The 22167-nt window shown below is 46.7% G+C and carries 21 protein-coding genes and 3 pseudogenes; 8 read left to right on the forward strand and 16 right to left on the reverse strand.

Annotated elements, in window-relative coordinates; genetic code table 11:
• Nucleotides 1–18 precede the first annotated feature (18 nt).
• From HH682_RS11095 to HH682_RS11115, 5 genes are all read right to left on the reverse strand, one after another.
• The gene (locus HH682_RS11095; RefSeq protein ID WP_214237615.1) at nt 19–1272 is read right to left on the reverse strand and encodes an AGE family epimerase/isomerase; all 1254 of its coding nucleotides are present in this window, start codon (nt 1270–1272) and stop codon (nt 19–21) included.
• 26 nt (nt 1273–1298) lie between these two features.
• Nucleotides 1299–2174: an SDR family oxidoreductase gene (locus HH682_RS11100; protein WP_214237616.1), complete on the reverse strand. Its 876-nt coding sequence runs from the start codon at nt 2172–2174 to the stop codon at nt 1299–1301.
• A gap of 126 nt (nt 2175–2300) precedes the next feature.
• Nucleotides 2301–4700 (reverse strand): membrane-bound PQQ-dependent dehydrogenase, glucose/quinate/shikimate family, encoded by a 2400-nt coding sequence (locus tag HH682_RS11105; RefSeq protein ID WP_214237617.1) that lies wholly within the window; start codon nt 4698–4700, stop codon nt 2301–2303.
• A gap of 146 nt (nt 4701–4846) precedes the next feature.
• A complete protein-coding gene (locus tag HH682_RS11110) occupies nt 4847–5767 on the reverse strand; it encodes a 2-hydroxyacid dehydrogenase (RefSeq protein ID WP_214237618.1) in 921 nt (306 codons plus the stop codon).
• A gap of 287 nt (nt 5768–6054) precedes the next feature.
• Entirely contained in the window at nt 6055–6996 is a 942-nt protein-coding gene (locus HH682_RS11115) for a DMT family transporter (protein WP_214237619.1), read from the reverse strand.
• Between the two features lie 177 nt (nt 6997–7173).
• Between HH682_RS11115 and HH682_RS11120 the strand changes: the two genes are divergently transcribed.
• Together HH682_RS11120 and HH682_RS11125 are read left to right on the forward strand one after the other, a co-directional pair.
• Entirely contained in the window at nt 7174–8034 is an 861-nt protein-coding gene (locus tag HH682_RS11120) for a helix-turn-helix domain-containing protein (protein WP_214237620.1), read from the forward strand.
• 211 nt (nt 8035–8245) lie between these two features.
• Nucleotides 8246–8512 (forward strand): YdgH/BhsA/McbA family protein, encoded by a 267-nt coding sequence (locus HH682_RS11125; protein WP_214237643.1) that lies wholly within the window; start codon nt 8246–8248, stop codon nt 8510–8512.
• Between the two features lie 38 nt (nt 8513–8550).
• On the opposite strand, the gene HH682_RS11130 is transcribed toward HH682_RS11125, so the two are convergent.
• The 6 genes from HH682_RS11130 to HH682_RS11155 all read right to left on the reverse strand — a co-directional run bounded on the left by HH682_RS11130 (nt 8551) and on the right by HH682_RS11155 (nt 12247).
• A complete protein-coding gene (locus HH682_RS11130; RefSeq protein WP_250318666.1) occupies nt 8551–9984 on the reverse strand; it encodes an MFS transporter in 1434 nt (477 codons plus the stop codon).
• Between the two features lie 114 nt (nt 9985–10098).
• Nucleotides 10099–10434 (reverse strand): multidrug/spermidine efflux SMR transporter subunit MdtI, encoded by a 336-nt coding sequence (mdtI, locus tag HH682_RS11135; RefSeq protein WP_214237622.1) that lies wholly within the window; start codon nt 10432–10434, stop codon nt 10099–10101.
• Nucleotides 10431–10784: a multidrug/spermidine efflux SMR transporter subunit MdtJ gene (gene mdtJ, locus HH682_RS11140; RefSeq protein ID WP_214237623.1), complete on the reverse strand. Its 354-nt coding sequence runs from the start codon at nt 10782–10784 to the stop codon at nt 10431–10433. Before mdtJ ends, mdtI begins: the two co-directional genes overlap by 4 nt.
• Nucleotides 10785–11120: 336 nt before the next feature.
• Nucleotides 11121–11432 (reverse strand): cupin domain-containing protein, encoded by a 312-nt coding sequence (locus HH682_RS11145; RefSeq protein ID WP_214237624.1) that lies wholly within the window; start codon nt 11430–11432, stop codon nt 11121–11123.
• A complete protein-coding gene (locus tag HH682_RS11150; protein ID WP_214237625.1) occupies nt 11413–11970 on the reverse strand; it encodes an isochorismatase family protein in 558 nt (185 codons plus the stop codon). Before HH682_RS11150 ends, HH682_RS11145 begins: the two co-directional genes overlap by 20 nt.
• Before the next feature lie 4 nt (nt 11971–11974).
• Nucleotides 11975–12247: a putative quinol monooxygenase gene (locus tag HH682_RS11155; protein ID WP_214237626.1), complete on the reverse strand. Its 273-nt coding sequence runs from the start codon at nt 12245–12247 to the stop codon at nt 11975–11977.
• An 80-nt stretch (nt 12248–12327) separates the two neighbouring features.
• On the opposite strand from HH682_RS11155, the pseudogene HH682_RS11160 reads away from it, so the two are divergent.
• The 4 genes and pseudogenes from HH682_RS11160 to HH682_RS11175 form a co-directional block, all read left to right on the forward strand.
• Nucleotides 12328–12414: pseudogene (locus HH682_RS11160) on the forward strand (thioredoxin domain-containing protein); the annotation flags it as partial.
• A gap of 338 nt (nt 12415–12752) precedes the next feature.
• Nucleotides 12753–13250, forward strand: a complete 498-nt coding sequence (locus tag HH682_RS11165) for a hypothetical protein (protein ID WP_214237627.1) — start codon at nt 12753–12755, stop codon at nt 13248–13250.
• 11 nt (nt 13251–13261) lie between these two features.
• Nucleotides 13262–13681, forward strand: a complete 420-nt coding sequence (locus HH682_RS11170; protein WP_214237628.1) for a WapI family immunity protein — start codon at nt 13262–13264, stop codon at nt 13679–13681.
• A 79-nt stretch (nt 13682–13760) separates the two neighbouring features.
• Nucleotides 13761–14003, forward strand: a complete 243-nt coding sequence (locus tag HH682_RS11175; protein WP_214237629.1) for a glutathione binding-like protein — start codon at nt 13761–13763, stop codon at nt 14001–14003.
• Here the strand turns inward: HH682_RS11175 and HH682_RS11180 are convergent.
• The gene (locus tag HH682_RS11180) at nt 13982–14422 is read right to left on the reverse strand and encodes a GNAT family N-acetyltransferase (protein WP_214237630.1); all 441 of its coding nucleotides are present in this window, start codon (nt 14420–14422) and stop codon (nt 13982–13984) included. The two genes, HH682_RS11175 and HH682_RS11180, sit on opposite strands and share 22 nt — an antisense overlap.
• 169 nt (nt 14423–14591) lie before the next feature.
• Between HH682_RS11180 and HH682_RS11185 the strand changes: the two are divergent.
• Nucleotides 14592–16051, forward strand: a pseudogene (locus HH682_RS11185) (peptide MFS transporter).
• Nucleotides 16052–16113: 62 nt separating this feature from the next.
• On the opposite strand, the gene HH682_RS11190 reads toward HH682_RS11185, so the two are convergent.
• From HH682_RS11190 to HH682_RS11205, 4 genes are read right to left on the reverse strand one after another with little or no spacing between them, the layout of a single operon-like run.
• Nucleotides 16114–17559: an MdtP family multidrug efflux transporter outer membrane subunit gene (locus HH682_RS11190; protein ID WP_214237631.1), complete on the reverse strand. Its 1446-nt coding sequence runs from the start codon at nt 17557–17559 to the stop codon at nt 16114–16116.
• On the reverse strand, nt 17546–19480 hold the full coding sequence (locus HH682_RS11195) for an FUSC family protein (protein ID WP_214237632.1): 1935 nt from the start codon (nt 19478–19480) through the stop codon (nt 17546–17548). Before HH682_RS11195 ends, HH682_RS11190 begins: the two co-directional genes overlap by 14 nt.
• Nucleotides 19477–20517 carry a multidrug transporter subunit MdtN gene (gene mdtN, locus HH682_RS11200; RefSeq protein ID WP_214237633.1) on the reverse strand — a complete coding sequence of 347 codons (1041 nt, stop codon included), beginning with the start codon at nt 20515–20517 and terminating at the stop codon, nt 19477–19479. Before mdtN ends, HH682_RS11195 begins: the two co-directional genes overlap by 4 nt.
• Nucleotides 20518–20523: 6 nt before the next feature.
• Entirely contained in the window at nt 20524–20796 is a 273-nt protein-coding gene (locus tag HH682_RS11205; protein ID WP_338049339.1) for a YtcA family lipoprotein, read from the reverse strand.
• Nucleotides 20797–21283: 487 nt separating this feature from the next.
• Here HH682_RS11205 and HH682_RS11210 point away from each other — a divergent pair.
• Nucleotides 21284–21937 (forward strand): annotated as a pseudogene (locus tag HH682_RS11210) (IS1 family transposase).
• Nucleotides 21938–22167 lie beyond the last annotated feature (230 nt).

The raw sequence follows: 22167 nt of genomic DNA on the forward strand, positions 1-22167 counted from the left end.
GGTTCAGGGCCTAGAGGCTTAACGTTGATGATGTCCATGCTTGATGGATAACCCAATCATCGGCGTCAGAGGTAGACGTGAAATCTGCGTAAGCTGCCAAGCATGATATAAGTCAGGTTTCCCCTCCCATACCACTGTTGACGGATGCTGCTGCTGATCCAGTTCATGCCACCAGCTACCATTCTGCGTATCAATGACGTAGCAGCCGATATAGTCCCAGAGTCGGCGATACCACTCTTCATACACCTGCTCTCCGGTGCGTTTCAGCAGGCTTGCCGCGGTTCCACAACTTTCCGCTAGCGTCCAGTGGATGCGGCTATGGGTCACTGGCTTACCTTCCCAGTCGTGGGTATAAACCATTCCTGGTGTGCCATCTACCTGCCAACCGTAGGTTGTGCCCGCATGAAACAGGCCCTTTGCATCGGTAAGTAGCCACTCTGGAACCGGTTCCCCTGCAGCTTGCAGAGCGGCTTCAAGATGCAGTAGCAGCCTCGCCCATTCACAAGCATGGCCAGGCGTAACACCATAAGGATGGAAACTGTCAGTCGGTTTATCCTTATTATAGTCATGCCACTCTTGCCAATCTTCGTGAAAATGTTCGGCCAAGAAGTAGTTATTGGCTGGGACATGTTGGTGAATCACCTTATCAACAATCGCTAAGGCGCGTTCACGCCAAATAGGATCCTCGGTAAAGTCCGCCAATTGCAGAAACAGTTCTGTACAGTGCATGTTACTGTTCCCCCCGCGATAGGCTTCACGATCTTGCCAATCACGGGTATAACTTTCACATAACGCGTTTTCATCAGCCAACCAGAAATGCGTTTCGAGAGTCTCCACCGCTTGTTGATAAAGCTCTTCGGCGCGGGGGATTCCAGCTAGGCTAGCACTGCAACCCGCTAAGGTCACAAAGACATGCAGATAAGAAGCTTTACGCTCGTCGGCGACTTTTTCGGGTAATGTGCTCAACCAACCACCATGCTGAGTATCTTTCAACACATCGAGCAGCGAATCAACGCCCCACTGAGCTAACTCCGCCGCACCCGGCTCACCTTGTAGCGAGGCCAAAGCGAAACAATGTGTCATCCGCGCCGTTTGCATAGTATCCGGCTGGCTGCCTTTCGCCTGATAACCTTTATCATCGAGGGCGGTAAAACCGCCACGTTCACATCTGGCGCGTTTATAAAACGCTAATAATTGCCGGCCTTGATCTTCCAGCCAGTGATGATGATATTCCTGGCTTAGCCAACTATGACTAAATTGCCTAAATAACATAACAACACCTCTAGAGAATGTAAAAGTTAGCCACCGACCATGGTACCGCCGTTAGGATGGAGCACCTGACCACTGATGTAAGAAGAGTCTAGGCTTGCGAGGAAGACGTAAATTGGGCCGAGTTCAGACGGTTGCCCTGCACGTCCCATTGGCGTTTCGTGACCAAATTTTTCCAGTAGTTCTGGATTGTAATCCCCTAAGGTAGCAGGTTGCAGTGGTGTCCATACTGGGCCAGGTGCCACAGCGTTGACACGAATACCTTTGCCTGCGATTTGGTTGGACAGTGCGCGGGTAAAGCTGACGATAGCCCCTTTGGTCGCGGTGTAGTCGATCAACATTTGGGGACCGATATAGGCATTTACCGATGTCGTATTAATGATGCTGTCGTCTTCTTTGAGGTGCGGTAGAGCGGCTTTAGTGAGGAAGAAGATGCTATGGATGTTGGTATCAAAAGTGTTTAGCCACTGTTCGTCGCTCAGCGTAGTGAGGTCTTCGTTAGGGTATTGCGTACCCGCATTATTCACGAGAACATTTAACTTACCAAACGCTTCAACCACATCAGCAATCAATTTACGGCAATTTTCGGCTTTACGTAAATCGACTGGGTAGATAGCACATTGTTGCCCTTCTTGTTCAATCAATGCTTTGATTGAACGCGCATCGGCGGCCTCATCCTCATTGTTTGGAAGATAGGTGATGGCGACATCAGCGCCCTCGCGGGCAAAGTGTAGTGCAGCGGAACGACCAATCCCACTATCGCCTCCGGTCACTAACGCCACTTTTCCTGCGAGCTTGCCACTGCCACGGTAATCTTCACGGATCATTTCCGCTTTTGGTGACAATTTCGCTTCAGAACCTGGTAACTTTTGTGATTGCGCATGAATTTCTACTTTCTTGACCATTTGTTAGCTCCGTTGTCAAATAAATTAGACTTAGGTTAATAACTATAGTTGACGAAGATCACACTGGTCGGATGAATGATGAAAACTTTTTATCAATATGTAAATGGCCCCGCAGGGCCGTAACAATTAAGGGTTATCAGGAAGGGTGTAGGCAATCACATAATCACCCACATTAGTGCGCATAAAGTGGTGACCTCCGGCCATAATCACCAGGTATTGCTTACCTCCTGCTGAATAGGTCATCGGTGTCGCTTGTCCCCCAGCGGGCAAGGTATCGCTCCACACTTCTTTACCTGTACGGTTATCAAAGGCACGAATTTTATTATCCGTGGTCGCCGCAACAAAGGTTAACCCCCCAGCGGTGATGATTGGACCACCGTTGTTTGGTGTTCCGACATTGATGGGCATATGGGTTGGAAGACCGAAAGGACCGTTCTTCTCACCGCTGCCTAACGGATGTTGCCATAACACTTTGCGGGTATGCATATCGATCGCCGTAATCATGCCGTAAGGTGGTTCATTGCACAGCATCTGCGTACTATTTAGATAGAATGGAGACACTTGAATCGCATAGGGTGTATCCGCCATGGCACCATTACCTTCTGCGCCACCGCCTCCAGACTTATACTTCGCCGAGTCGATAGATTGCAGGCCTAACTTGTCGGCTTTTTTACGCGTAATCAACTGGTCATACATTGGTGTGTTATTCCAGTTAGCAATCAGTACGCCGTTTTGCGGGTTGTAGGCCACACTGCCCCAGTCGCTTCCGCCATTGTACCCTGGGTATTCAATCCAAGGCTTATCTAAACTCGGAGGCGTAAATTCCCCCTGGTAACGTGCTTGACGGAACTTAATACGACAGGCTAGCTGATCAAACAGAGTCAGCCCCCACATTTTACGTTCGCTCAGATCTGGGAAACCTAGACGTGGCATACCGACTGACCAAGGCTGTGTCGATGCACGAGGATCTTCTTTTACTACCGCCGCAGGGGCCGCTTTTTCTTCAACTGGCGTTAAAGACTTACCGGTTTCACGATTGAGCACGAAAGTTTGCCCACGTTTAGTTGGCACAATAATCGCCGGTATCGTCGACCCATTGGGTCCAGGGAAATCCAATAATGTAGGTTGTGAGCCAATATCATAATCCCAAACATCTTTATGAACAGTTTGGAATACCCAGCGTACTTCGCCGGTGTTAACATCAATCGCAACAATGGATGAGGAGACCTTATTCTCATTCGCCGAACGTAATTTACTGTAGTAATCCGCTGCCGAGTTCCCTGTTGGCACATACACTAATCCAAGGCGATTATCACCGACCATCGTCGCCCAAGAGTTAGGTGTTCCACGGCTGTATTCTTTGCCTGGTGCCGGTTCATTGTGGTCCTTAGGGTTATTGACATCCCACGCCCATTTAAACTGTCCAGTTTCCGCATCGTAGCCACGGATAACACCCGAAGGGGCCCAGCGACGCTGCCCATCAAGAACTTCATGGTTAACGACAATTGTGCCATTGATAATTGGCACTGGCGCGGTCACGGCAACGAAACCAGGAACGGTATAGCCTAAACCTTTCAGTAAGTTTGTTTGACCTTGATCGCCAAATGCTTGGCAAGATTGCCCTGTCTCACTATCGACTGCCACTAAGCGCTCATCCAACGTCCCAACAATAAGACGTGTATGACATGCTTGCCCAACAGGCGTTTGGGTAGAGGTGTAATAGGTCAAGCCTTTACAGGCGGCAGTATAAGGAATGCTCTCATATTTTACGCCTGTATCATGTTCCCAGATTTTTTTCCCAGTTTTTGCATCCAGTTTAATGATGTTGTTCCGTGCAGAACAGACATACACCGCATTACCCACTTTAATTGGGGTATTCTCGGCGGCCCATTTATTAACCTGTCCCGGCGCCGGTAAGTCACCCGTCCGATAAGTCCATGTACGTTTTAGCTGGGCGACATTCTCTGGTGTGATCTGACTCAGTGGTGAGAACCGCGAGGCATCAGCATCTCTGCCATAATAAGTCCAATCACTATCAGGCTGTTCAGCTTGCGAAGGCGTAGGCATCTTAACAAGAGGTTGCTGTGGAAAAGGGGTGTCGGAATTGAACACCTGAGTCGGCACAAAAGCCATGCCAAATGCGACAGCAAAGATCACTACAAAAATCCCAGCTAAGCCGAAACTCAGTTTATTCGAGGGTTGACGCTGTAAGGTCGGTAAGCTCAGCGCTAATAAGAAACCATAGACAGTGAGCAAGGATAAGCGAGGCACCCATCCCCAATAATCCGCACCACTTTCATTAATCGTCCAGAGGAGGGTGGCAAGGTAAACAACAAAAAAGAGTATCGCCCCTGAGGACTTACGGCGAAATAGCTGAATCGCACTGATAAGCAGAAAAATCCCTGCTATCAAATAATATGAAGACCCTGATAACGAGAGTAAATACCCTCCACCCGCAATCATTATGCTGCTAGTGAGCAGCAGCAAGACAGACACGATCCTTAGTAATATCAATTTACCTTTCATGGTGATGACCTGTGCAAAATAGTGAGTGGAAAAGTTCTCTTGTAACCAACAAGTTAAATAAATATAAATTTAACTTTAGTATTGTGGATAATAGAAGCGACACGACGAGTTTTCCGCTCAAAAAATGCCATTTCGAATAGAATTGATTAGTAACCCTGATGTAAGTCTATGGCCCCATCAATTTCACCCGCTTCAAACCAGCGCGTAATTTGCGGCACTACCTGCGCCAAGACATGCTCAACCTGCGTCTTACCGGCGATATGTGGAGTAATACGAATTTGCGGAACTTGCCATAGAGGATCCTCGTCGCCTAAGGGTTCATTCTGAGTGACGTCTAACGTTGCACCACGCATTTTCCCTTCTTTGATCAGTTGGAGTAGATCTGCCTCGATCAAATGACCACCACGGGCGACATTTATTAAGTAGCCATCCTCTTGAAGCAGTGAGAGGTGCTGGTAATTCAGGATCCCTCGCGTTTTATCGGTTAGCGGGAGCACGCAGATCAGTATTCGCGAAGCGCGCAAAAATGCGTCTAACTGTTGCCCGTCGTAGCATGTCACTCCTGGGAGTGCTTTACGGCTATGGCTCCAGCCATTAACGGGATAGTCAAAATGACATAGGGTTTGGGCGATCTGTTCACCGAGTACCCCAAGCCCCATTACGCCAACCGGATACTCTTCACGGTTTTTGAGCAGGTTGTTTTGCCACTTGTGTTGCTGGCGTTGTTGTTCGTATTGCGTAAATTCACGATAAAAACGAATCACTGCTTCACAACAGTATTCAGCCAATTGCACCGCCATCCCGCCATCTTTTATACGAATAATCGCAATATCCTTGGGTAATTTTAGGGCCAAAATCGCATCAACCCCGGCACCCATATTAAAAATTACTTTAAGATTCGGATGTGCATCAATAAAAGTTTGATCGGGTGCCCAAGTTAATGCGACAGTCGCCCGTTCATCATACTCAGGCCAGACATTCAGCGTGACGTCAGGTAGGGCCGTCTGTAAGGGAGCCAACCATAAATCTGTTTCAGCATGACGACTGTAAAATGCGATAGAGTGCATCGATAACGCCTCAATATAAATCACAAGATTTTTTAATGTTATAACCCGTTATCGATTGTTAATAAAGTCTAACTAAATTGATATCAATCAACCCCTGGGGTCATTAGATATTGCTGCGTTAACGCGCTATCTCTATAATTCTCCCCTGAGTCCTTATCATTAATTAAAAATTATTGCGCAAGAGACCCTAAATTTGCAGTATCACGTTTTGGGTTATCGGCCTCACCAGGGCAAGAAGATAGCTGTCTTCTTATGCAACAGCTAAAGCTGCTTATAACAGATAAGACTCAGGGAAGGTCGCTCCGTTTCCCCTGTATCGCTGCCGAAGCGACGGGTAAACGGAGCCGGCTTTTTCCAAATTTGTGTACGGGAAAAAACATGATGAAATTCCCCAGCAAAATAATGCCTAGCCCGACCACTGCATGCGGGTGCCACTGATACCCTTCAAACCGTGTTGATATTGTTAAGGCGACTAAGGGAAACAGTACCGTGGTATACGCTGCTTGCCCTGCGCCTATTCGTCCCACCAAGAAATAATAAGCGCCAAATCCTATCACTGAGCCGAATAGCGCGAGATAGAATAAGGCCCCGAGATAAAGGGGCTGCGCTGGCAACGTAAAAGAATACCCGTAAAAATAAGCGAGGATCCCAGCCACCGCAGCCCCATAACACATCGCCCAGCTATTGGTGGTCAGAATGGCTAATCCCCGACGCTGATGCCTAATGCTCAACATATTACCTAAAGAAAAACCATAGGTTCCCACTAAACTTAGCCCTACCCCTACTCCGAGTGACACCGAGAAATACTGTGCACCCCACTGATCGCTAAAAAGTATGGTAATTCCGATAATCCCCAATGCGGCGGCCGGCCAGAAGCGTTTCACCGGTGTTACGCGATAAAAAATGGCTTGGTTGATCGCATTAAAAAGAATTGCCATTGAAAAAATTACCGACTCAATACCTGTCGTAATCTGTGATGCGGCGAGATAAAAACAGTAAAAATTCAGACTGAAAGCACAGAGGCCTTGTAGTAAGCAAAAGCCGTGATCTCGCCACGTTAATTGCGTTTTTCCCAACCGCCAGCGATTAATAAGCAATAAGAGTCCGCCAGCAATCGTAAAACGCCAAAAAATCGAGACCAGAATGGAGACCTCGCCTTGCTGTAGGGCAATGGCAAACCACGTTGTTCCCCAAATGACGACAACACCTAAATACACTAACTTGTTCATCAGCATCTCCATTATGTTCACTCCCTCTACTGTGCAACATGAGTCAGGAAAACGCTGTCATCCCCATGAGATCAATTTATATATTCTTGCGGTTTTTATTATTCCCTAGGGCTGAAAGCTAGTAATTGTCCGTTTTGATTCATACACTGGGTTATTCTCCGATTGCCTGGTGCGCCAATGCCTTACCAAACTTTCGAAATCTTAAGCCAGCAGCGAGCCACCTTGCATCAAAAGGTTGCGCTCAATACAGGTATTCAGTTGGCTTCCTGGTCAAACCAGCGTGATCACATCAGGGTGATGAGTGATCACCATACCCTAAGTCTCTATACCCACGGCGGCTATCAAAGCTTCCAAAAATGTCGCGGTGGTTGGCATAATGGCGGCGGTCCCGATAAGCTCTGTATTATGCCAAAAGATATAGAGAGCCATTGGGATATCCGCGGGCCATTATCTTTTGTGCATCTCTATTGCACCCAGCAGCATTTGCGTCATATCGGTGAACAAATTTGGGACCGTAGCCCAGCGGAATTTTCTTTGGTGGAAACCAGCTTTCAGCGTGATGATAAAGTAACAGCCTTGTACCGCCACTTTTTACTGAGTTACGATTGGCAGGACAACGCTAATCAGCTAGCGCTAAGTTCAGCGAGTTCATTACTCTTGACGCATCTTATTCAACATTACAGCCAAGTGAAATGGCGTCTGCCGACGGTAACCGGTGGATTGTCGCCTTATGTCTTACGAAACGTTTGCGACTATATCGATACTCACCTCGCCGATCCCCTCACTTTGACGGTACTTGCACAAGAAGCGGCGTTAAGTGAATACCATTTTGCTCGGATGTTTACCGCATCGATGTCGGTTCCTCCCCATCACTATGTGATGCAACGTCGATTACAGCTGGCCAAACAGTTACTCGCGACCACCGACAGCAGTATGACGGATATTGCCTATCACTGTGGTTTTAGCTCTACCAGCCACCTAAGCCAACGTATTAAACGGGATACTGGAGTGACGCCGACACAATTTCGTCGACAGTGATAAAAATTAGCTGACGCAGATCAACACCTGTTGTGATTGAACTCACAAATACATCACTAAAAGTGCTAATTTTATCTCGATTACTTCAACAGCTGTTTAATTATAAAGAATCGCCTTATCTTGCTTGATCAGATAACGATGCAATGATGCAATGATGCTAGCCCATGTTTCTCTACCTAGAGGAAGTAAAAAAGTGAAAATAACACGTTCGATGCTTTTCGCAGGTCTGTTCGGTTTAACCTGCTGCGTTGCTGCACAAGCTGCTCAAAACATTTCGAAAGAAGAAGTGAAACATTTTAAATTAACCAAAGTGGGAGAAATTTCTATCGCGGAGACTGGGGGAAGCATCTCTTCGCCTTCCGATTTACACAAAGAAATCTCTAAACGAGCGGATGATAAAGGCGCGAAATACTATGTCATCATCGCTGCTCGTGAACACGGCCCTAATTTTGATGCCGTGGTTGACCTGTATAAATAAGTAAGATGTGGGGGGTTAGCGCCCCCCACTTTTCGGCGTTACCGCGAATAATCCTCTGCATCCACATCGTACCCTACAGGCTCCCACCCTAATACCTTCAACGCAATAAGTCCTATCGCTGGGGCACACGCAATGACCCAAAAAAGCTGGGTACCCAGATAGAGAGTTAATAAAGGAAAAATAAACAGTGCTAGAGTTGAACTGATTCGAGTCACTGTCTGGTTAAGCCCGACTCCCACCCCACGTAGCGAGGCTGGATAGCTTAATGAAGCATAGACCATCGACTGTGCCCCAGGCCCTACACCTTGTCCAAAGAGAAACAATGCCAGCAACCCAAAACAGTAGAGGGCATGTAAGGTATCTTGCGGTTTACCCAACCAAGCTAAGCCTATCAGTGCCACAATTTGACAACCATAACCAGCCATTGCTAGCGGCCTGGCACCGATTATCGCCACCCACCGCACGGCCAGCACGCCTCCGGTGAAAGCAAAAAAGAGGTTCAGCGCTAAGGAGGCCAAAATAGTGGTTAATAGCGATTGAGCAAAAAGCGTCGAGATAATAATGGGTAAACCAAAAGCGATAGCGGCATAAGCAAAAGGCGAGACAAAAGAAAGTGTGCTACTAAGAACGGTTCGTTTTGCGTAATATCCGCTGAATAGGGACCGATAAGCGGTCCAAGGTCGTGGAACCTGATTAGTCTGTTGCCGTCCCGGCGCGCTACTGCCCACTGTCGCAGGAATACGGTAAGTCGAGTTTAAAATTATCACAGCCGTTGCCAGATCGCCCTGCTGAGCCGCCCATATTGGTGATTCAGTCATATATTTTTTTCGGATCATGAGGATCACTAACGCTGGTACAGCACCAAAACCGACAATATAGCGCCATAAGTAGGCCGATTGACTGTCGGGGAGAAAACTGTAAAGCACCCATACCAACAGGTATGCGACGGAAATGGCCGCATACCACGTTGGGCACCACATCGCGATTTTTGCCGCTTTACTACCGCGGCCCGTTAAGCGTGAAAACTCTGCGAGAAAGGCCATCGCTACCGGTAAATCGATACCGATACCCAACCCCATAATAAAGCGACTAAGTGTGAGAATTTCTGCATTAGGCGCCATTGCACCAAGGATAGCCGCAAAGACAAAGAAGAACATATCAGCCATAAAGACGCGGTAACGACCGATTTTATCGGTTAAGTACCCGCCTAACAGCGCACCAATGATGGCTCCAAACGTAATGGCGGAAACCACCATACCGACTTGTGTTGCACTGAGCGCAAACTGCGCAGTGATATCTTTCACTCCAAAGGCCAATGCACCGAGGTCATAAGCATCAAGAAAAATGCCCCCCAGAGCTAACGCAACAATCATCCGAGCATTATTGCTGCTCACTGAAGAGGTATTAATCAAACGGCTAACATCGGCCGCATTGTGAACGATATAAGAAGTCTGCTCAGCATTATCCGTCATAAAATCACTTAACCGCATGGATGTTTAGACGTCTAGACTCCTTCATTATCGCGTTATTGACAAGTTTTTTGTTTGCCTGTGAATGAAATCACCAATGGAACAGCTGATATAACGTTAGGCTAATTTAATAATAGTCATCCCGATCAATAGCAAAATGATCCCCACACCACCGATCCAATTAAGCCGTTGCCCAAATAAAATCCAGCCAAAAGTGATGGTAGCGAGTAACCCCATTCCCCCCCATAGGGCATAAGCCACAGCCAAGTCGATCCCCTTCACCGCTTGTCCCAGCGCACTAAACGCCGCTAACACCGCGATGAGCGACAGTATCCCATAAGCTTTTTTTTCAAATCCATTGGAAAGTTTGAGCAAGACGTTAGCGATAATTTCTACGATCACCGCCAGCAGCAACCATAAGCTATGCTGCCATTCAAATAGGAGATCAATCATTGCATCACCTCTTCTTTTTCAGGATCCGCCGATCGTGTCCCAATTTTGATCAAAGCGATCCCTAGGATCAATAAGGCTAAGCCAAATAGTTTACCGGCTGATAATGATTCATCAAATAACCATAAACTAAACAGTGAGATAAGGATAATTCCCACCCCTTCCCACATTGCGTAGGCGACACCTAACGCGATCTTTTTTATCGCGATCGATAAAGAGAGATAAGAGCAGCCGATCATGAATAACATGATGTAAAAACCACTGGCGGACCCACTTAGAGCGGACCACTTCATCGATAATGTCCCAGTAACTTCAAAAATAATAGCGAGTACTAATAGCATCCAATAAAACATGGTGATTCTTCCAAATCATGGCATAAGTGCTCTGCACCAAAATAGAGTGAGAGATATAAGAGAAAAACGATCAGGAAGAGTGGAGCTAAAGCGCCGAGCGCCAGTGTTGATCACTCGCAGAGCTAGGGAAAGGAGATAGAACAGTCGAAAAAAAGAATCCTTCTTTTTGGATCGGCATACGCATAAAATTACAATTTATCCGCAGGGTTGCTTCTCATCATTGCGGAAAAAAGTTGTCCTCGGTAGTGTAGTTATCGTAATTCTGCCAGAGCGAATGCCAGAAATCCCGCTACTTTGCGAATCTTTACCTCATATTTTAGGGTTTTACTCAATAATTTAGACTGAACCGGCTTTTTCTATTACTAAAATTCTGGCCTCCCCACGGGGATGGGCGACGTGTTCAGTTCCTACACTGGCATAAAAAATATCGCCTACCTGTAAGACTACCGACTTCTCTTCCCCAGCAATGCGGTAGAACATCTCGACACAACCTTGCAGAACCGTAAAGACCTCTTGGCCGTCGTTGATATGCCATTGATAGGGTTGGTTTGTCCAATGCAATCGAACAGACGTCCCGTCAAAATTAGCAATATCGAGCGCGTCCCAAGCACGACTCCCGGTAAAGGTACTACTCCAGACTATTTTCATTTTTACTCCACCATTGCGCGAGGGTGTTCACCTCAGCAAAGTCCGCAGCAAGTAAGGCTAGCGTGGTTTTCCACAATAATTCAGCGTGATACGGCGTTCCTTCGAGTTCGAAGCTTAACACCGCGTCTTCAATGAGCGTCACACTCAACCCTAAATCAGCCGCCGCGCGTACCGTTGAATTCACGCAAAATCCCGCAACAGCGCCGATCACGGTGAGGTGTGAGATACCCTGTGCTGTTAGGTGCTCATAAAGTCCTGTATGACTGAAGGCGGAAGAGCCGTGTTTAATAAAAAATTTTTCGTTAGGTAAGGGTTGGAAACCTTCAAGCGGTAAGGCTGCCGAATGGTCGGGGTGTAGGGCACCACAACTATCCTGATCGTGGTGATAGATATGAATAATCGGCCGCTGGCTGTGTCGGTAAGCCTTGAGTAAAGAAAGCCCCTTCTCTACCGCATGATGGGAATATGCATCGATACCTTGATCGAAGCGTTGCTGCACAAATTGCTGCATATCAATGATCAATAGCGCATCTTGCATTCTTTTAGCCCTCACTAATGGTGTAGTCTCGAACGATACCACCCGTTTTACCGCCCCACTCCGATGCAGCCACACGCTGTTGATGGACGTCAAAAGCATGTTTATCCCTAAATGACTCTTCTACACACCATACCAAGGGATCTGAGGTTTGTGTCACCGAAAACGTTAAACAACCGACTTCAGCCCGTGATAGCTGTTGATGTGCGGGGAGATAGTGGCTCACAATCTGGGACTCTTCAGGTGTGCGACAACGTAAAAAACCACTCAATATGATCATTACTTTTCCTTTACCTCATGCCTCGAAGCTTCTACGTTAAGAGATAATGCGTAAAAAGGCTATAGCTCAGGAGGCTAAATATGGTGCAAATATGGGGAAGAGAAACCTCTTCAAATGTTCAAGCGGTGATGTGGTGCATCGGGGAGTTAAACCTTGACTACAACCGTAAAAATTTTATTCTCAAATCCCCTAGATGAGACAGCTCTTTTATGAGCCCCTCCATCAGCTCTGTAAATATAATTAAATTAATAATAAGTAGATATATTTTATTCACCTTTTGATTTCCTTATAAGATTATTTAAGGAATTAGCGTATTAGGTTCGTTAAATACGAAATCATTCAATTGGACATTTCATTAATAAAACAGTGAAATACGTCGCCAGTCTGTTGGATGCATAACGATTCATAGGTTCAGAATTCATCTCAGAGATTGTGAGGCGTTTTAAGGGAGTAAGACGTGGGATTAGGAATTACACCCTAGAATCGTTTCTAGAGCGTTTGAGCGGTGTGCGTAAGGAGACATTATGCCGAAGGCAATTTTGTCATACTTGAAGAAGCCCCACTGGGATCACTACTGATTGATCCACTTGATATTGCGTTACTAGCAGCCGGTGTATTTCGCGTTTTCATGGCGGGAAGGTCATTATTACAAAGCGGGGCCAGAGCGGCTATTACCGTAAAACTAAGCCAGAGCACCGTCACCTTCCTGCGTGGTCGGTTAAAAATGGGTCTATCCGCCCGTAACCTTAAAATGACAGAAACTGCAGCAAAGCATATGCATAATCCCGGACGCTATGTGCCTTTGCAGCTTCAGGAAAAAGCTATTCGCTATGGTCGTAGGATGCCAGATCCGCAGAAAAAAATAGGATATTTTCGTTATGAAACTGAGATGTATAGACTTGTAGAGAATAAGGTAAATAAAACTTACACCTATAAAAAATACATGTTGGAAGTTATCGTCAGAGAGAAAAATTGGACAATTAGCCACTTTCTATACAAGTGAGCAGGTGAGTTATGATCGAACTAATTTGCGGTACCAGAACATTAAAAATAACACCTTACGAAAGAGAGACTAACCCTGATAATGATGACTGGATAAACCTATGGATTGAATTTTCCATACCTGAGTTGAAAACACAGTTTAAAACTGCACTTACCGTTTATGAGATTATGGAATTAAAAAGCGGGATTGCAAATATCTACCAAAGTATGATTTCTATAAGTGAAATATCTCCTGTGATTTTGGATAGTCTGGAAAGAAAGATGAACCTTTCTTTCATAAAAAATCACCCTGAGCAAGTTGAGGTAAATTTGCTTTTGAGACCAGAGGATCATGCAGAGAGTGTTAGGGTTTCTGACACTTTTTACCTTGATCAAAGCTACTTCCCTGCATTACTGTCAGGTCTTGATGAGATGATTAACTGGCAGAGCTGACTAGGTATCACTCCCCTCTACGTGGGTGCGCGTAAAGGGCTTATGTTAAATTCATTACGTTCAATGAAAAGTATAACAATTGAGATTTTTGCTCGATGTGAAGTCGAGCGCCGAGCAGCAGCTTACCCAATTCCCCTATTTAGCGAGTGAACACTTTAGCTTGGCTGATATTCAATTGGGTCATCTGCTCTATCGTTATTATCAATTAGGGATCGGCGTACGCACCTTTCCCGCCCTTGAGGAGTACTACCACCGTTTAACCCAACGACCGGCTTATCAACGCCATGTCATGATCAGTTATCAATCGCTACAGGTCTCTTGATCGACCAAGGCTTTGCGCAAGTAATGGCGCTGCATTCCTGCTTTGGGAAAGTCATCCAGCGTCATTACTGTCTGATAACCGAGCTTCGTATAGAAAAGCGGGGCTTGAAAGCTAAAAGTATCGACCAGGCTTGATTGGCACCCTTGACGCTTAGCGTGGTTTTCAGCTTGCTGCATTAACCGCCCGCCAACACCTTTCCCTCTCACCGTCTCATCCACCCAAAGATAATCGATACACAACCACTGTCCTTTGATTGAGGCATTGAGGCCACCTAACATGACGCCTTGCTCATCTCGGCAATAGACGCCGAAATGCCCCACCTCTTGGGGAGGTAAAAAAGTGTGGTTGTAGCGGCGTAACCCGACAAATAACTCTTGTTGGTCGGTTACATTGAGATTTGGGGTAAGAATATATTGCATAGATACTCCTCACTTTTTTAGCTACGGTAATAAAAAATTACAGTAAAAGCGCCTATAACATGTCAATTATTAGGTTTTTTACCCTATTAACAGTTGTTTGAACTATTAAAAACTGGCAATTTTCCTTATCAGCTTTTTGCACTAACTAAAACAGCGTTAAGGGGTTAGGTTGGACGTTACACTTCAAAAACAGAATAAAATTGCTGGAGCGAATATTCTTTGCTTCGTACAGATATTTTCCACCATGGGGTTTGCAGTACTCTATTCTTCACTTGTGCTCTACGCCACCAAAAAATTGGGCTTCAGTGAACACTCTGCCAACGCCATTATGGGTATTTTTGGCGCGTTTAATTATGGTCTGCATCTGTTCGGCGGTTATCTTGGCGGGCGGTTCTTAAGTAACCGTAATCTGTTTGTGATTGGTATGGTGTTGCAGGTCATAGGCTGTTATCTGCTGTCTAGTGCCAATATTGACGGATTGTATTGGGGACTGGCGCTATTTTTAACCGGCAGTGGCCTGAATATTACCTGTATTAACATGATGCTGACTCAACGCTTTACCCCCAATGATCCACGCCGCGAATCAGCGTTTCTCTGGAATTATGCCGGAATGAATCTCGGCTTTTTATGGGTTTTACGGCCGCCGGTTATTTTCAATTAAGCCTTAATTATCATGCACTATTTTTATTTGCTACCCTCGGTAACCTTATCGCCATCGTACTCACCGCTATTTTCTGGCGTCATTTACACGATCTCAATACGCCACTAAGCCAGGCCTCACGGCCTGCGATGTTACAACGACTGGGGATTGGCTGTATTATCCTGTTGCTGCTCCTACCAGTCGTTAAGGTTATGCTAACTCACTCAGAAGTAAGTAGTTACTTCGTTTTAGGGTTAGGCACAATAGTACTTATTGCACTTGGTATTATTACAGGGCGGCATAAGGTCTCGGCAGAACGCTCCAGGATGATCGCCTATCTACTCCTCACCCTTGGCTCACTGGTTTTTTGGTCTTTGTATCAACTCGCCCCCATGGGCTTAATGTTATTCGCCGAAAATAATCTTAATTTGCAACTCTTTGGCTGGCACATCGCCCCACAGTGGATTCAGAATATTAACACCCTGGTGATTGTATTGGGGGGGCCACTGCTCGCCTTACTCTTTAAACGCCTACGTTCACGCGGAATGGTTATCGATATCCCAAGTCAATTTGCGGCATCTCTGCTGTTTATGGGAGGAGGTATGTTAGTGCTTCCTATCGGTATTAAGCTTGCAGCCTCTAATGGCTTAGTCGATTTTCAGTGGATATTTTGGAGTTATTTGCTACAAAGCATCGGTGAACTGCTGATCTCCCCGATTGGCTACGCCATGATTGGGCGTCTGGCTCCGCAGCAATACCAAGGCTTACTGATGGGATCCTGGATGATGATTTCCGGTATTGCTTCCATCCTTGCCGGATATTTATCGCAAGCGATGCCCACGGCACAAGGGTCCACCCCTCTGTTGACTAATCCAGGATACAGCCATCTGTTTATCGTGCTGGCGATAGCCTCTGGGTTAACCGCATTAATCCTTGCGCTATTAATCCCGTTATTACGCCGCTTAATTGGACCCGTACAGACCTGTTAATAATGGTTAGCGTTCCCTTGGCGACGTTATGTCAGCCAAGGGCATGCTTAAGGTTTACCCTTTTAGATAACGGGTTGATCAGCGCGATACCCCCCACCTAGTGCCTTGATTAACAATAGGTCACTACTTAATTGCTGGGCACGAAGATCAATTAATAATAATTGCTGCATTAAGGTGGTGCGTCTCGCTTCTTGTGCCAGATAAAGACTGGTCAATCCCCGTTGATAATGCGCTTGCACACTATCCGTCGTTAACTGTGCGGCGGTAACTTTCTGTTGCTGCAGCAAAACTTGTTGATTGAGGTTATTCAGTTGCTGCGAGGTGATCGCCACATCCCTTACGGCATTTAACACTGCCTGATTGTACTGTTTGATAAGGATATTACTGGCCGTACGCGTCGAGCGTAGCGCCGCATTTAACCGTCCGCCATCAAAAAGCGATAAATAAAGCCCTGGCAGTATATTGAATTGTTGAAAAGCGCTTTTAAATAAGTCGCCAATACTCAGTGCGTTGTAGCCCCAAAAAGCTTTGATATCAACATGCGGATAGAACGCCGCTTTCGCCGCATCCACTCGACTTAACGAGGCCTGCACCGTGTGACTCATCGCTTGCAAATCGGGTCTGCGCGCCAGCAAATCGAAAGAGAGTGAAGCGGGTAAACTTTGCTGAAGCTGTGGCCAAGGTTGCTCTGCAATCACCAGTGGTTGCTGTCCGGTCATTCCCGTGAGGGCCCGTAGTGTTTCTCGGTCACGCACGATATTAGTCTGCGCAGCGACAAGCTGTTGCTGAGCGCTAAACCACTCAGATTGCGCGGAGGCGATGTTGACCTGGTCTTCAATACCGCGCGCGGCACGCTGCTGATGAGCTTTTAGAGAAAATGCTGCAATCGCTTCCTGCTGTTTTAATAACGCAACGCGTCGGTAATTGGCTTGGAGAGAAAAATAGAGCTGCGCAATACTCGATGCTAAATCTAACTGTATCCCTGCGGTCTCAGCCAGCTGAGCATTTTGCTCGCCCATTGCGGCAACAACCCCTGCGCGATTCGCTCCCCATAAATCGATATTCAGATCCGCTCCCACCCCTACCGTACTGAGGGTGTACCACGGGCCACGTTTGTCTGTCGGTAAAGAGATCGAATAAGGCCACGTCGTTTGCCGATCAGTGACTCGCATATGGTTCTGTGCGGCAATTGCCGTTGCTTGTACCCCTAGTGTCGATTGAGCGACTTCAACTGATGACTGCGACTGTTGAATACGCAATTTAGCTGCTTGGAGGGTTGGGGAATTGGCCAAACCGAGAATAATCAAACTCGATAACTGGGGATCATGATAAGCCTCCCACCAGCGAGCTTGTGGCCACTGGCTGTTAGCGAGATGAATAACCTGTGATAATTGCGCCTGCTGCGCCGGTAACTGTGACACCTGTGCGGGTTCATCATGGATTAAGGCATACCCACTGAGCAGCATCCCGCCAAGCGTTAACGAGAACCCTTTTTTAAGTGCCATCATTGACTTCCTGTGTTGTTTGAAGAGCTGTGGAGGGCCAAACTGCAAGACGACGTAAATCTTTATCCAGTGCCGTGGCATAGGGGTTGTGCCTATCAGGATGGGGGAACGCCTCTAGCGGGTACTCTCCCTCTTCTGCTAGATGGCTCGCATAAGCCCCTAACCAGGTTGCCGCATAAGCAAGATAACGATCATCACTGCCTGCACAACGGTGATAACCCGTCGCAAGTATTGCTAGCTGTTGTGCAAGCGCTACACTTTCGTTAATCGGCCACTGCGCGGCATAGCGGTAGGGAAGGGTTGTGCTGGCCAGTGGTTCTGCACAAAGCCGATTCGCCAGTTCTTCAACCTGCTGCACACATTGGTAAATCGGTAACGGCGTAGCATTTTGCGCTGGCTGAGCAAAATAGTGCGATAATTGCCGATAAAGGTTAGCCATCCCGCGTCGCAGCCGTGGGGCATCGCTATCTGGCCATAAATAGAGATAGACAATTGAGGCGACGATGACGCCCAGTACAATTCCAATCATTCGGTCACGTAATTCCGTCAGATTACTCATCGGTCCAAATCCGGACAGAAAAAGTAGCGCAAAAGTGAACCCTAGCTGAATGCCTGCATAAGCAACACGTTCTGTCCCTGCAGCCAGCCAAGCAGAGAGCGCGAAAATCGGCAAGCACATCAGCAGTAATCCGACAACCGTGTCGAGATGCGGCTGGATAAAGACCATACACAGCACAGCGGCTCCCGCCGCGCAAAGCGCCCCCGTAATCCGTAAGATCGCCTTTTGATAAGTCGCCCCTAAACCCGGTTGCGCAACGATGACACAACTCAGCATGATGGTATGCACACCTTGCCAGGCTGTCGCAGTATAAAACAGGTAACAGATGAGGCTAGCGAGTAAGGTCTTCAGGGCAAACTGTAAATAAATCGGATTACGCCAAGCGTCGGCTGCCATCAGTGGCGGCTTTTCGCTATGACCGGGCGGCGGCACGATAGCCTGTCCGCTGGCAAACTGATGATAAAGCTCACTTATTTCAATTAATATTGGCTCTGCGGGGGTTATCTCCAAACCTAGAGGCGTTGGTAATTGTCGCTGACGAGCTTGCTCAGCAAGCTGCCGAAAACAGTGCGCGAGCGCCTGCGCACTGTACGAATCATTTTTGGTAGGATTAAGCCGATAAGCTTCTGCTAGCTCAACACATCTCATGGCCATATTTGATAGTGAGCACCAACTTTCTTTTTGTTGTTTAAAGCGACCGTTCGTTAAGCAAGCGAGTTTAAATAGAGTTTGTCTCTGGCTGAGATGTTCAGCAATGATGATGCCGACATGCCCTTCAATAGCCGGTGCAGTCTGTAGCCTGTCGGCCGCTTGCTCGTAAAGATCTGCAACCTGCTGCCCAAACTGGTAGTGAGGATATGCCTGAACGAAGCAAGCATTCACTAACACTATAACCCCTATAGCGACTACCATCGACGTCCATAACCATAGGATAAGTCGGACTATAACTTCGCTCTCACCGGTCATTGAAGGAAAAGTTTGTGCGTAGATGAGCACCAAGCCGACAACAAAAAAGGCTAAGCCCAGTTTTCCCAAAACCCGCATAAAAAACATCGCCCAAAAAAACAGGAATAGCGAGGTGACCAACCGGATTAAGGGGTAATCGTAGGTAACCTTAATGATCAGTAACATCTCCCCTAGTGCGAGCAGCGCAACGACAATAAAGCCCAGTCCAATTCCTGCGGTGAGAACAACATTTTTTTGTGTAACATAAAATACGACGATGATAGCAACGGCTAAAAAAGGTAACTGTAAGCTAAGAAAGAGTAAGGTCAACAACAGGCACGAGAGCGTGAGCCGCAGCGCAGTGTGACAACGTTCACTGGAGACCTGTCGTGCTTGCGCCATCCACTGCCGAGTGATCATGGCTGGGATGGCCCTAATTGTAAGGTGGCACTCGCTGAAGCCCCTAAGCGAAATAAGCTAGGGTCCGCATCAGTCACCGCAATTTTTACTGGAAAGCGTTGTGAGACGTGCACCCAATTAATACTTTTTTGTATTACCGGTAAGCCTTCAATAACGCTATCGCCACTGGCAAGAACGCCTGCACCCACGGAGTCGACGCGTCCTGAAAAGGTGCGATGATGATTAGTCATCACACGAATCGTCGCTGGCGTTCCAGGAACAATATCGTTGAGGTCAGTCTCTCTAAAGTTCGCCACCACATACCAATGATCGCTATCAATCAGCGTGAATATTGGCTTGATGGCCGAAGCAAATTGGCCCGTGGTGGTTTTTAATGCCACCACAGTCCCAGAAAACGGGGCCCTCACTTCCGTGCGTTCAAGGTTAAGCGTAGCTAACGCAATTTGCGCGAGTGCGCCCTCGCGCTGGGCTACGAGGGTATCCACCCCCGATACGGCTGCCGTCGCTTGTTTGGCTTGAAGTAAGGTCGCGTTGAGCTCTGCCCTCGCTGCTTTTTCAGCAGTACGTGCTTGGTCCAGTTCCTCTTGCGAGGCAAAGCCTTGCGGAACTAACGGTTCTAACCGCTGACGCGATGAGGTAGTTTGCTGCACCAAGGCTTGCGCTCTCGCCACCGCCGCAGTAACAGATTGCGCATTGTATTCTTGGGCTTTGACTGTACGCGCTGTCAGGTGAATTTGGGCATCTAAAGCCGCTAATCGTGACTGGGCATCTAATAACATCGCACGGTATTGTCGATCATCAATTTTAAATAGTAGATCGCCTTTTTTGACCCGCTGATTATCCTGAATTGGCATCTCAATAATCTGACCACTGACCTCCGGTACGACATCAATGGTGCTAGCATAGACATAAGCATCATTGGTCTGTGGAGAAGTTTGTAAGTAGGCAATAACGCCGATCAAGGCCGCGATTGCCAAACAGACGACCAACAATAATGGCCATTTATGTCGGATAAAGGCTGTATTCGATGTTGTCATGATGACTCAACCCATAAACAAAAGTAGCCATATGATGGCGGCATAGATAAACATTAAGGCCAAATAACTAATGACCAGCGGGGAAAATGGGCGTAGCCAGCCTCGTCGAGCCAGCAAGAGATGGGTCGGGATCAGTAAAAATGCTCCCGCCACGCTACAAAAAAGCCATGCGGGAAAAGTCGCCCCAAAGACCGGGATAGCAGGCGAGAGTGTGCAACCGGTGAGTAACCCAGCCAGTAATACGATCAGAGGCCTTTTCCATAGATAACGCTGCCACACAACCGTTACTCCATTAACCATTAAGGAGATTGATTGTTAACTTTTTTTGATAAGATTGGAAGCGAAAGCGCGGCAGAATAGGACGAGAGTGGGGGTTATGCGCTAAGAGGTATACTAAGCACTAAAAGTCAGTTGAATCTGTGGGCGATGGTGAATTGGACTGATAAAATATTTATCATTACAGGTTACAGTGTTTATCGGCGTAATTATCTAATTTAATACATAGTTAAACATTATGAATACCTCACCGTGAAGAAATAACAGCATTTCGCAGCTTATTTTCATGTTAAAGAAAGATCCACTTCCTATAAACGGGATTCGATTTAACGTTATTATTCTTTGAGCAGTTATTCTGAACTCGATAGAGTTTATTATTCGTTTATTAAGTTCACGCTGTATACCTGCCCTATTTTTCATACCTTAATACGGTCAAGTATCCAAAGCGTTAATCATGTTATAAAATCACTCTTTTTGCAGAGTGCATTTGATGGCTAACGTTGACGTGAAATGCCCTGTTTGTGAGCAGACCGAATCCGTTAAAAAAACAGGGTCAGGGTAAAACCGGGCATCAGCGCTATCGCACCTGTCAGCCCTAAATGAAAGAACAGATTGTCGCTTTTGCAATGAACAATGCGCGCATTCGTGACACCGCTCGAACGCTACATATCAGTATCAATGCCGTTGTTCGTACCTTAAAAAACTCTCGCCGCGATGTGTAACCACACTCCTACTGGATAATCTCCAGATTCAGCTTATCTGTGAAGTTGATGAAATGTGGTCATTTGTTGACAATAAGAAGCAACAGCGCTGGCGGTGGTATGCAGGGGTGCCTCGTCTCAAACGCATTATTGCCCATGCTTTCGGGGACCGGAGTAAAAAGACGCTGCATAAATTACAGGGGTGACTGTCGGGCTTCAATGTTGCCTTATGGTGTACAGATAACATCAGCGCTTATGAACTGTTGCCCAGTAAAAATCACATCACAGGCAAGCTTTACACGCAAGGCATTGAGCGAGAAAACCTGAATCTTCGTAACCGGTTAACACGACTCAATCGCAAGACTGTCGGGTACTCAAAATCAGCAGAAAGGCACGATAAGGTCATCGGTACGTTCGTCGAGCGTGAGTATTACGTACAATAACCGGATCTATATATTGAATACGTGACCTACTTTATCAAACCCACCAATAATACCAAGTATTCATCATCAGAAAATACCGTGACAATATGCCTAGCGATAATTCCAATAATTATTCTGATTACTACTACAAAATAAACCAGCGTGGGAGTCAATGATTACGCCTCCTAAAAATCAAACTAGCATTATGTAATAATTATTTATAATTAATGGTTAATAATATTTAATTATAG

Origin of the sequence: Rosenbergiella gaditana (genome assembly GCF_018494065.1) — a bacterium.
GTDB classification, from domain to species: domain Bacteria; phylum Pseudomonadota; class Gammaproteobacteria; order Enterobacterales; family Enterobacteriaceae; genus Rosenbergiella; species Rosenbergiella gaditana.